The following is a 13043-nucleotide window of genomic DNA, read 5'->3' as shown; positions in this document are numbered from 1 at the left end:
GTTTAATATTTAATACCCGTATATTAATAGAAACTAGGATATCATCCTAGTTTCCTAGCTTAATTATTAAAGCCCTGATGATGCAGGATTTACTGTTATCTTTATAGTAGATACTGCTGTTCCACCTTTTCCATCACTTACAGTTACTATAAAACTATCTTCACCGCTAAAACCGGTCTTAGATTTATACTTCCAAATACCTGTTGCACTGTCTATTTTTACAGTTCCATTCGCTGGTGATGTTGTTACTGTATAAGTTAATGTATCTCCATCTAAATCTGTTGCAACTACTTTATCTGATAATAAAGTCGCTGTAGTTGTTGTTTCATTGTAATCTGACACTACTGGTGCATGATTTACTGGGGCTACTGAATTTACTGTTATATTTACTGTTCCTGTTGCACTTCCGCCTTTTCCATCTGATACTGTTACTGTAAAGCTGTCACTTCCTACATAATCTGAGTTTGGTGTATATACGTAGCTTCCGTCTGTATTTACTGTTACTGTTCCATTACTTGGACCACTTGCTTTTACATAAGTTAATGTATCTCCATCAACATCTGTGCCTACTACTTTATCATTTATTGCTACATTTTTGTCTGTTGTCTTATTATAATCTGGTATTGTTGGTGCATGGTTTACTGAATTTACTGTTACATTTACTGTTCCTGTTGCGCTTCCACCTTTTCCATCTGATACTATCACTGTGAAACTATCTGTTCCAGCATAGTCTGTTGCTGGTGTGTATGTGTAGCTTCCATCTGCTTTCACTGTTACACTTCCGTGGCTTGGATCACTTGCTTTTGCATAAGTTAATGTATCTCCTGTATCAACATCGCTTCCTTTTACGCTATCATTTATTACTTCATTTTCATTTATTGTTTTACTGTAATCTGGTATCGTTGGTGCATTATTTGCTGAAGTTGGTTTTACTACTGTTATATTTACAGTAGATACAGCCTTATTACAACATCCATCCTTTACTGTTACCTTAAAGCTATCATCTCCTACAAAACCAGACTTTGGCGTATACTCCCAAGCACCTGTGCATGAACTTATTTTTACTGTACCATTTGCTGGTGATGTTGTTACTGTATAACATAATCTACATCCACTAAAATTTGATCCTACTACCTTACCCGTTACTTTAGTGTCCACATTTGTTGTAACATTATAATTCGGTACCGTTGGCATTGGTTTTGCTACTGTTATTCCTACTGTTGATACTGCTGTTGCTCCTCTTCCATCGCTCACTTTTACCTTAAAACTGTCACATCCACTAAACCCAGACCTTGGTACATAAGTCCAAGTTCCATCAGAATTCACAGTTACAGTCCCGTGACATGGATCACATGCTTTTGTATAGGTTAACGTATGCTTACTTTTATCTACTGCTACTACAGTACCCGATATAGGTGTATTGTAAGCTGTTGTTTTGCAATAATTTGGCACTGTTAATTCGCAACTCTTTTGTCTACATTCATTTGACCCGCATCTATCACTGTCTGACCCACACCTATTATATCTATCCCAGTCTGTTCCACATTTATTTGGTTGGTTACACCTAGAAGTACCTGAACATGATGTTTTTACCTTTTCTGTACGTGAACTTGACACATCACAAGCTAATACCTGCATTACATTAAAGTTAACAAAAGCCATTGTAATTAAAGATAAAATAATCTTATTTCTTTTCAAAAAAATCTCCCCCTTTAGGTTTAAAATTTATTTTTTTGTATAAAAAACCGACCTTTATAAAAATAAAGGTCGGTTGCACTACTAACTCACCATATACAAAGTGCCCAATTAAGCATATGGATCACGGTTTCCCTATAGTAAAACATATTAGTTTTCATTTGTACTTGTCTAATTATACATCATAAACAGTTAACAATCAGTTAACAATTTAACTAATTATTAACATGTACTATAAATTTCCTTTTGTAAATGATGAACTTAAATCTTCTTCTAATTCAACACCGAACTCTTTTCTATAATCTAATTTGTATTCACAAAAATGCCTCTTAGCAGAAACTTTATCGCCAGATTTTATATACATTTCTATAATTTTTTCATTAATTTCTTTGTTTAAAAAATCTGTATTTAGTCCTTTTTTCATTATTTCTAATGCCTTCATATGTATTTTATTATTTAAATAAAATTCACTTATCAGGAGAATTGTTTTAATATATAAATGTTGTAAATAATCCATTTTATGTTCAGACCAATCATAATAATTACCCTCAAGATAATTTCCACAATAAAGCTGTGAAATTTTTTCGTATTTTTCAATATTTGAAGTATCTATTTTTTCATTCTTTAAAGCCAATGATTGTAACTCATAATAATCACAATAAATTTTATCTACATTCAATTTATAGCCTCTATTATAGTTCTGTATCAAACCACTTATTCCAAAAGCTTCAAGATTTTTTTTTAAGTAATGAATACATACCTTCAAATTGTTACTTGCCTTATTGGCATCAAATTTCCCAAATACATTTTCAATTAATTCTTCTTTAGTAACTGTTCTTCCTTCACTAGCTATAAAATAAGCAAAAAGTTCCTCTGTTTTTGCAGTGCGCCATTTTATTTCTGCTTTATCATCTGTCATAACTCTAAATTTTCCAAAACAAAATACATTTAACTTTTCTATTTCACTAAAAACAGAATACTTGTTTATAATTCTATCTTTTAAAGGAGTTTTTGAAAGGTACTCTGATGCATTCATTTTAAATCCACTCAATACATGTGCCTTTACTTCATATTCAGTATAATCAGTAACAAATAAAACCACTAATTCAGGATGAAGGTTCAACATTTCACTTACAAATTTCATTCCATTGATATTAGAAATATTACTATTAAAAAATACAGCATCTACTTCTGTACTTTTTAAAAACTCTAAAGCATCAAAATTAGTTGTAAATATTCCCTTTACCTGCTCATTAAATTTTCTTCCAATATTTTGGAAATTTTTACACCTTCCTCAATATCATTATCTATTACAATTGCACTAATCATACTTTAATAGCCTCCGCTTAGAATTTAATATTACTAAACTAAATTATCTTGTTTAAAGTTTAGTAATATAAATGAAATTTTTCAATAAATACTCCAAGGACCTCCTTGGAGTATTTATACTATTTCAAAGGTGGTAAATCTACTATATTAAAATCAAACGTAAACGGCTTCTTGTGTCCATTACTATCCACCTCTAAACTTAAAGGTTGCTGTGAATTAATTTTTATTGTATTATCTGTTACTTTTCCTAGTGATGCATTTCTATTTACTTTCATTTTAAATACAAGTAAATAGTATTTATATCCTGTAGATACAGTTTTAGTATCCATTGGTATTGTAAATTCCTGTCCATTTCCACTTGTTACTACAGTACCGGTAATAGGAGTTGTGTTTATTTTATTAAGTGTAAAACTATTCTCATCAGTAACTTCATATAAGTCAAATGCATTATTAACAATGTTTATATTATTGTTATCCTTATTAATTTGTAACTTTACATCTTGACCATTAAATACTGTTTTTATACCTATACCAATGTCAACATTTAAGCTTCTTACTATGTTAATATCTACATCTAACAACTTGCCATTTAAGAATATTCCTTTTTTTACCACTGAAGTAGTGTCTATTGTTAAGTTTACTGTATTTGACTTGTCACTTACATTACCTGCTCCATCTCTTTGTGTTGCTGTTATTGCATGTGCTTCATTTGTTAATGCTGTTCCTGGTGTCAAACTCCACTTTCCATCACTGCCAACCACTGCTGTTCCTATTACTGTTGTACCATCATATACTGTCACTGTTAATCCTGCTATTCCTGTTCCACTGATAACTGGTGTGTTATCGCTTGTTCTCATTCCATTCTCTGGTGACGTTATTACTGGTGCTGCTGGCACTATTGTTAAGTTTACTATATTTGATTTGTCACTTTCATTTCCTGCGGCATCTTTTTGTGTTGCTGTTAGTACATGTGCTCCTCTTGCTAGATCTGATGATGGGGTTAAACTCCACTTTCCGTCACTGCCTACTACTGCTGTTCCTATTGATGTTTCTCCATCATATACTGTTACTGTTAATCCTGCTATTCCTGTTCCACTGATAGTTGGTGTATTATCACTTGTTTTTGTTCCATTCACTGGTGATGTTATCTCTGGAGCACCTGGCACTATTTTTAAATTTACTGCACCGGACTTATCACTTACATTGCCTGCCTCATCACTTTGCATTGCTGTTAGTACATGATCTCCATTTGCTAATGCTGTCTCTGGTATTAAACTCCATTTTCCATCACTGCCTACTACTGCTGTTCCTATTGATGTTTCTCCATCATATACTGTTACGGTTAATCCTGCTATTCCTGTTCCACTGATAGTTGGTGTATTATCACTTGTTTTTGTTCCATTCACTGGTGATGTTATCTCTGGAGCACCTGGCACTATTTTTAAATTTACTGCACCGGACTTATCACTTACATTGCCTGCCTCATCACTTTGCATTGCTGTTAGTACATGATCTCCATTTGCTAATGCTGTCTCTGGTATTAAACTCCATTTTCCATCACTGCCTACCACTGCTGTTCCTATTAATGTTTCTCCATCATATACTGTTACTGTTGCTCCTGCCACTCCTGTTCCACTAATGGTTGGTTTAGTGTTACTTGTCTTTGTTCCATCTGTTGGTGTTTCTATGATTGGTGGTAATAGTGGTTTCAACAACACCTCACTGCCTGAATTACCTGCTAAGTCAGTGGCCCAAACCGTTATATCCTTACCATAAAAAGCATCTGGTATTTGTACTCCTCTTACTTCAGTACCTATAGTATTTGAAATTACTACTTTTTCATTAGAAGAAATACTGCCATCTTTGTTCACATCGCATTCTAACCAAATTGAATTTACCAATTCATCTACAGTAACATCTATAATTTTATATGTGTTATCTGTATAAACAGGCTGTACTTGTGGTGGATTTTTGTCTACCGGCACTCCGGAGCCAATATTTCCCGATAAATCTCTTGCTTTAATTACTATATTTTTCCTAATGAAATTATCCGGAACCTGTATATCTTTTAATTGGTTTTTAGTATCTGTAGAAACTGTTACTTTTTCATCAGAAGAAATTTTACCATCATTATTCAAATCGCATTCTAACCATACTAAATTTACATTCTCACTAAAGGTAGCATCTATTTTCTTATTGCTGTAAGTGTAATTTGCAGTAATGGTAGGTGCCGTTGCATCTATTGCTTGATGTAATACCATATTACTAGTATTATTAAATTTATTTGTTAAATTTACTTCAATTACATTGTCTCCATCCTTTAAATTAACACCCAAACATTTATAAATACCTGTACCTGTATTCTGGTTAGTAGCAATAATTTCACCATTCACTTTAAGAGAAGTAATTGTAGCATTAGGTTCTGTAGCAAAAGTTATATCTCCTGGTCTTACCTTATTATTCTGTTCAATATCCTTTAATTCTACATTAGATACTGAAATCAAAGGGACTGTTTCATTCACAGTATTATTGTCTTTATCTTTTGCATTTACACATAGACTAGTATTTCCTATTAGAACACTTTGATTTAAATCATGTGATTTGCTACTATTTAAGTTTAATAATCCTGTTGTATCAGTCCATAAATCAACAGCTTTCTCAGTGCCACCTATATTAAAGCTTTTAATTGTATTAGGCGAATTAGTATTAGAAGTAATAGTTAAAGTATACACATCAGCTTGACCTGTTTTGGGTACTAATGTAGCCGAAATATCTGCTGGTGAATTTGGGAAAACATTAATAGTAGCTTCCGGAAAAGGATTTTTAGTTATAGATCCATTTATATCTTTATAAGATATAAATGAGGTTTGATTACTACCTAAAACGTACTGTGCCGCTGTATTATTCGCCCCAACTGATCCCCATAATTTTTCAATAGTAAATCCTGTAACAGGTAATGGTTCGTAATATTTTCCTGTTGAGTCTAACTTATAGCTTATACTACTTAAAACACCAGTTATTTTCTGACCTGATACTATAAATCCTGTTGGAAGTACTGCCTGTTGAAGGCTTATTCCTTGTGGTAAAGTTTCTTCAAACTGAACACCAGTTATAGTAAAATCACTCTGTATCTGACCAGCAATACCGTCATAAACACTACTCATATCTGACTGAGAAAGTGCTACCTTATATTCTCCTCCAGCACGTCCTGCAATCTGTGAAAGCTTACTTGGATCTGCACCATTACTAAAAGCAATCATTATTGGTTTAATATTTAAATCTGTATCACTCTTCATTATATCAGATATATTATAAGCATAATTCAATGCTAATTGATTATAATCATTATCTCCAGGATTTACAACATACTTAACACTGCTATTAATATTATCTGTACTATAGTCATATTTTGATATACTTTTAAAATAATAATCAAATTGTGCATTTCTATCATATATCCAGCCTGTGTAGTAGCTTCTACTACCTTGATTGTATACCAAATTACTATTATCTTTGACTGTAGAAACTGTTGGTACACCATCCGTTAGTAAAATAACATATTTTTTTCTACCTGTATTCCCCTGATTTTTTAATAACCAATACGCAGTTCTTAAGCCATCTCCTATATTAGTTCCTCCATCAGTATTAAAGATACTCGAATCATTAACCTTATTAATTAAACAATTATACTGAGTGCTATTGGCTAAATTACCAAAATTTAAAGAAGAACCATCTAAACTTACTACATTAGCCTTTGTACTGAACTTTACAATAGCAATATTGATATTACTATCTCCTTTAAATTTATTTATAAAATCTGTAGCTGTATCTTTAACTACCTGCATTTTAGTCTTTCCATTGCTATTTGAAAGACTCTCATCCATACTTCCTGAATTATCTAATACTAATACAATATCGCTTCCTTTCTGATAAGAAGGATCCACATCCTCAACTGGTATTTTATCTGGTTGTATGGTATACGTAAGATTAAAGGGCTGATTTGCTGTAACATTAGGTTTATCCACAGTTTTACCAAGCTTTATTGAGGCAGTAACATTAGTAACACTAATATCATTTACTGGAAATAATAATTTCCCATCTGCGTTATCAATATCTTTATAGGTAATAAAAGAATTACTTCCTCCATTTGTATCTTTACTTAAAGAATAAGTTCCATCTTGAATAGCTTTTACTTTTATTTGAAAATTTATTGAACTAGACGAGTACTTATTTGTACTAGATGAATATTTATAAGTTATATTGCCAAGATCTCCTGTTATAGTTTGTCCCGAAACAGTGAATCCTGCTGGCACCTCTTGTATTTGCATGCCTACTGGCAATGTTTCTTGAAATTTTATAGAGTTTACCGGTAATTCACTTTGTATTTTATTGGCTAATTGGTCATATACTGTATCAATATCTGCTGCTGTTTGTACAAAGGAACAAGTTCCTTCTGCTTTTTCTGATATTTCTTGTAGAGTATTTTCCCCATAATCGCTCATAGTACAACCAATCATAAAAGAGTTTATATTAGAGTTAGCTGGAATAATTGCTGCTATTTTATCTGCATAGGCTAATCCATTAGTACTATCATTAGATGAATTTATGCTATATCCTGAACCTTCCTGACTATCTGTATAGTAATTATAAACATATTTTCCTGCTGAATTACTCCAGATACGACTTGTATAGCTATAGAAAGTCGGTTCGCCATCCGTAAACAATACAATATATTTTTTTGCATTAGTATTTGTTGATTGTGTGAGCATATAATATGCCAACCTAAGACCATCACCAGTATTAGTCCCCCCATCTGGCTGAAACCCATCTATGCTATTTTTAATTGTATCAAAAGAAGTATTACTAACAAGCCCATTACTCTTCTTACTAGCTATATTTGAATATTGGATTAATCCTATTTTAGTGTTACTGTCTGTGCTAAATTTGTCTACAAATCTTTTTGCCGCTGCTTTAGCTACACTAAGCCTACTGCTGCTTCCTAAAGATTGATTCATACTGCCAGAGGTATCCATAACCATTACAATTTCTTTATCTGGAGCATCAGAAGCAGACACTGAAACATCATTAGGCTGAATAGTATAATTTAAAGTAATTTCATCACCTACTCTTGCTTGTGATTTATCTGCAGTTTTTGTTAATGTTATAGGAGCTTTAGCTATGATTTGAGCTTTTACTGGAATTGCCAGTAAAAAAATTTGAGTTAAAAGAAACATAAATACTGTTATACAACTTATAATTTTGTTATTATTTTTTTTGTTTACATTCACCTTTATCCCTCCTTTTTATTGATATTACATAAATATATATCTATATCAATAGATATTAAGCACATAAACACTTCTTTCCCTACCTTTTATAAACATTAGAATAAGTTTGAATCACTCCACCCTCATTCTGGAAAGAATATTTTAAAAGTTCATCTGTACTCATATTACCTTTAATCTTTGTAAAATAAATATATAAAATCTTATCACTAATTTCATTGGTGCCTTTTACATATAAATTTACATCTACATCAGCATCCATTTGCAAAATTATTGTTCTATCACTTGTATTCATATTATTTTCAATCTGCCAACTATCAATCAATTTATTAAAACTGTCCTTAAGATTTAATTGTATATTACTATCCTTATTAATCACCTCAATATTATACTTTTCACCTTTTAACAATACCTTAGTCTCTGATTTAGGATTTTCTGTAGATGCAATTGAATTTTTATTTTTATCTACAACTTCCACTGTGGCTACTTCATTACTATTTCCACTGGTATTCTTCTGAATTATCATCTTTATATCGTATTTAGCACTATTATATGTTTTTTTATAAGTTTTTGATATTAAAGAAGACACATACACTCCAAAAATAATAATTAAAACAAGCCCTACTAATACAAATATTAAGGAGAAACCTTTTTTCTTTTTCAACTTATACCTCCTTACTTTTCACTCTATGGATAATTTCTAAACTTAACCTGACTTGTTAACACATATGAATCAACTAAATGCTTTGAAAATTTAACTTGAACTTTAATTCCACTACACTTATCAAAACTTTTTCCTAAAGGCAATGGCTCTACTTTTATGTCATCAATATCCTGAGCTACTTGCATATTTACATTGTCATCTGTTTCGCCATACTTTAAAGTTTTACTATTAGAGTCATATATAAAAATATAGTTATAGTTTCCTCCTGTTCCAGTTGCTATTTGATCTACTCTACAAAATTTTATATATTTTATACTTTTAACGGTACTATCACTTTTGCAAGATATAAAACCAGTATCATCAGGGTCAGTGTTACTTTCACTTATTTCTTCAATTTTCGTTGCTTGCATAGCCTTGTTAATGAAATTTTCTAAAGAATAATTAGCTTCTCTCTGAAGATCATTTTTATTTTCTGTGATATATAAAGACTTTAAATTATAATTAAGCAAGGGTGAAACCATTGCCAAGGTTATAAACAATATTAGCATAGTCACTATTATCTCAATTAAAGTAAATCCCCTTTTTATTTTAAACTTTTTAAAACTTAACACCTTATACCTCTTATTGTGCATTATTAACTTAATCATTTTTCAATTTTCCAGTTTCTCATGATAATAAAGTTTTTTCTTACAAGATCCCCTTTAACATTATTGTCTGTATTAATCTGTACATTAGTTTCAATATTTTGAGTTGTTTCAGGCGTACCTGTAAATACATCCTTAAAATATTGCTCATAATTATATGCAATTAACTTTTGTATATAACTATTATTATTTACAAACTCTTTCCTACTACTGTCTTTTACTTCCACATTACCTGCTGCTATTATAACTCCAGTAAAATTAATACTTCCACATAAATACACATTTCCTTTAGTTATAATAATACCTCGTCCAACACCATTATCATCTAACTTTATTTGAGTACCACTTGGTATATTTGTCGCATCTTTTCCGACTATTACACAATCTTTACTGTTATCATTATTCAAATATATAATATCATTATTTGAATTTTTAGTTACTTCATCTCCTGGGGTATTACTAATTTCACCAAAATCAACTTGATTCTCAACTTCAGGATCTGAGGAGTATACAGCTTTTTTTACTTTTCCCTGTGCATATACATTTGCTAAATCTTTAACATCCCCCATTTCATAAACCATACTAGCAAAACTATTCTGCTTATCAGCAACTTTACCATCGTTATCACCATAATAATTTCCGTTATAAACATTTCCATTCGCAATTATGGCACCTGTATGAATGATATTCTTATCTGCTCTTTCTCCTGGTTGGAGGTCAGCAGCCATAGGAAGTGTTATTCCATCTCCTAAATTTAATTCATTATTAGTATCATTCTTATGCTCATCCACATAAATACTAAAATAATCACTTTTGTCCTGCCAATTTAAATCAGTATTATCAGTATCTCTAAACCTTGTAACAAGTCGAAGAGGATCTAAATAATCAAAAACAACATTATCTTCTTTTAAACTTTGCTTCGGTTTATTTTTATCTCCCCCATAATACTGATCCTGTCTTGCAGCTTCCTCAGAGGTTAACCCCTCAGTATAAGCTCTATAATTTCCTTTTACAGCAACAGATTCACCAGTTTGATAAAAGGATTTACTATTATCATCAGTATTGATATGTGTTGTTTCCGTTAATGTCGAATCATCGCTTATTTTAATATATGCTGTTCCCATCAATATCGCATCATTGCTTATTTTAATTGATGAGCCTGACCCAAGATCCTCTGAATTAACTCTAATACAACTAGAAACCTTTGTTTGAATTATGCTCTGAAACTTACTTATATCATTTATTCCATAAAAATTTGCTATATCTATATGCGATGTGGTTGCATTCAGTGCTAAATCGTTATTTGTATATACGCTATTTTGAACTGTAAGATTTGAACTATCCGCCCCTTCTGCTATTTCTACATTTGAAGCATATACATTGCCACTACCATTTACGGTCACAGTATTGTTAGGTTTTGAAATTTTGAAATTTTGAGATGTAGAAGCATTTCCTGTTAACGTTACAACAGAATTGCTATTATTTATATTTATACCTCCATCATCTGTATCAGTCCCCTTGACATATATGTCTCCAGTTACATTAAATGTTCCTCCGATTTTAAGATCACCATCTATACAAATAGCTTTATTATTCCAAACAGATATAATAGGTAATTTAAAATTATTAGTAGAAGTATAATAAATGGCATTATAATCCGGTGTTAGTATATCATAACCTACATTTATAATTTTTTTCACGTTTTGATCTGTAAAATTAGATTTAAGATATAGTGCTAATACACTTTGCCTCTTATTTGTATTTCTGTAATTATTAATATCTTTAAATTCAACTTCAACTGGTCGATTTTCATCATCCTTATTATATATTTTTACACTTGGTTTATTGACAATATTTGTAGAACTATAGTCTTCATCCTTCATAGGAATAGTTCGAGTTAAATTATTATCTTCTGAGTTCCAGTTATCCTTTATATTATTTTCTACGTAATCCATATAAGCTTGTTTAAATGTTATATTCTGTTGTTCTTTTACATAACCTTCATTTACAGTAACTCCATCATCCTCTATATATAAACTTTTAGTATTATTATTAGGACGAGGATAAGCTGGTATCTCACCGTTTTTTAGCTTTTCTTTTTCTTGTTGAAGTATACCATCCTCTCCATTTAAAGTATTCATATAAACATCTACTGCAGTATTTCCTTCCTTAATACCTTCATCAACAATATTACCAATTATACCATAGGCTATATCTAAACCTGATTCAGAAAAATATTGATTTCTTTTTTCAGTAGTTTCAACAAATCTTTTTTTATAGGAAACAAGGGTTAAGGAAAGTATAGAAAATCCAAAAGTAGCGATTACAGCAAAGGTTACTACTACAAATATTAAAGAAGAACCCTTTTTCTTTTTCAAAACTATCCCTCCCTACTGCTGAACAGTTTTATAAGTTACCACCTGACTTATAGGCTTATCCCCACTTTGAGGATCAGTATTTTGCCCATCTTTAAATAGTTTTATAGTTATTTTATACACTCTTGTATCAGTATTACTATAAGCATTTGTAGTATCAGTTTTATTATAAATATTAGAATAAATATTAACTTTTCCTTGCTGATTTGTTAATAAAGAATTTATAACATCATTATTGTACTCCTCTGATAAAGTAGTATTCTTCGATTTTACTAAGTACACACACATACTACTTTCACTTATTTTATTGTAACAATTTATATACAACTTTGCAGTTGGTTCATTTTTTTCATTAGCATCAACTTGTATAATAACATTTGAATCTTTGCTAGTACTTGGATTTTTGTTAACTACCCATGGCTCTTTATTAATATTGTTGTTATGATCATCTTTAACATTTATTATTAAAACGTTGCTACCATCATCTTTACCATTACTTATTTCTACTGTGTAACTATCCTTTAAATCATAAGTATGTTGGCTTCCATCCTTAATGTCCAATTCCATATGTGCTGCTATATCTAAGTTTGTCATGTCCTTACTAATTACTATTTTCCCATCATACTGAATGCTGTCATAACCATTATAATTGGTATCACCTGTATTTTCATCAGGATTTGGTGATGCTACTTGTGTAGCTGTTCCTGTAGCTACATCTGAAAATTTATATTCCGTTAAAGGCTCTACTAATACATTTACAAAATATCCATCTGGTATATCTAAATCTTTATTTCCATCAGGTACGTCCTTATTCTTAAAGGTCTGTATCTGTCCTAATTTATTTTTATCTATACCTTTACTTTTAAAATCCTCTGCATATTTTTGTGCTATATATAAGGTTTGCTGTTTATCTTCTCCAGACTTGTTTGTTTTAACGCTGGAATTTATGATCATCATCATAGGTGTTAACACGAAAGTTAAAATAGTAAAGGCTATAAGTGTCTCTATAAGCGTTAATCCTTTTTTCTTTATATTAAACATTTTGTTTCAC

At 31.0% G+C, this 13043-nt stretch carries 7 protein-coding genes and 1 riboswitch; all 7 genes read right to left on the bottom strand.

What is annotated here, in order from left to right:
* Window positions 1–66: 66 nt before the first annotated feature.
* The gene (locus CLMAG_RS02155; protein ID WP_066617298.1) at window positions 67–1698 is read right to left on the bottom strand and encodes an Ig-like domain-containing protein; all 1632 of its coding nucleotides are present in this window, start codon (window positions 1696–1698) and stop codon (window positions 67–69) included.
* A 58-nt stretch (window positions 1699–1756) separates the two neighbouring features.
* A riboswitch (cyclic di-GMP riboswitch) is annotated at window positions 1757–1838 on the bottom strand.
* A gap of 89 nt (window positions 1839–1927) precedes the next feature.
* Window positions 1928–2932 (bottom strand): winged helix-turn-helix domain-containing protein, encoded by a 1005-nt coding sequence (locus CLMAG_RS02150; protein WP_242872949.1) that lies wholly within the window; start codon window positions 2930–2932, stop codon window positions 1928–1930.
* A gap of 211 nt (window positions 2933–3143) precedes the next feature.
* Entirely contained in the window at window positions 3144–8312 is a 5169-nt protein-coding gene (locus CLMAG_RS02145; protein WP_066617294.1) for an Ig-like domain-containing protein, read from the bottom strand.
* A 79-nt stretch (window positions 8313–8391) separates the two neighbouring features.
* Entirely contained in the window at window positions 8392–8973 is a 582-nt protein-coding gene (locus tag CLMAG_RS02140; RefSeq protein WP_066617291.1) for a hypothetical protein, read from the bottom strand.
* A 23-nt stretch (window positions 8974–8996) separates the two neighbouring features.
* A complete protein-coding gene (locus CLMAG_RS02135; protein ID WP_066617289.1) occupies window positions 8997–9584 on the bottom strand; it encodes a type II secretion system protein in 588 nt (195 codons plus the stop codon).
* A 32-nt stretch (window positions 9585–9616) separates the two neighbouring features.
* Window positions 9617–11995: a hypothetical protein gene (locus tag CLMAG_RS02130; protein ID WP_066617284.1), complete on the bottom strand. Its 2379-nt coding sequence runs from the start codon at window positions 11993–11995 to the stop codon at window positions 9617–9619.
* A gap of 12 nt (window positions 11996–12007) precedes the next feature.
* Window positions 12008–13033 carry a type IV pilus modification PilV family protein gene (locus CLMAG_RS02125; protein ID WP_066617283.1) on the bottom strand — a complete coding sequence of 342 codons (1026 nt, stop codon included), beginning with the start codon at window positions 13031–13033 and terminating at the stop codon, window positions 12008–12010.
* Window positions 13034–13043: the final 10 nt, after the last annotated feature.

Origin of the sequence: Clostridium magnum DSM 2767 (assembly GCF_001623875.1) — a bacterium.
Classification (GTDB): Bacteria; Bacillota; Clostridia; order Clostridiales; family Clostridiaceae; genus Clostridium_AM; species Clostridium_AM magnum.
This window is presented reverse-complemented; position numbering and strand designations above follow the sequence as displayed.

Excerpts from the sequence above, each read along its gene's own strand:
- CLMAG_RS02125 (WP_066617283.1), bottom strand. The coding sequence starts at position 13,033 with ATGTTTAATATAAAGAAAAAAGGATTAACGCTTATAGAGACACTTATA.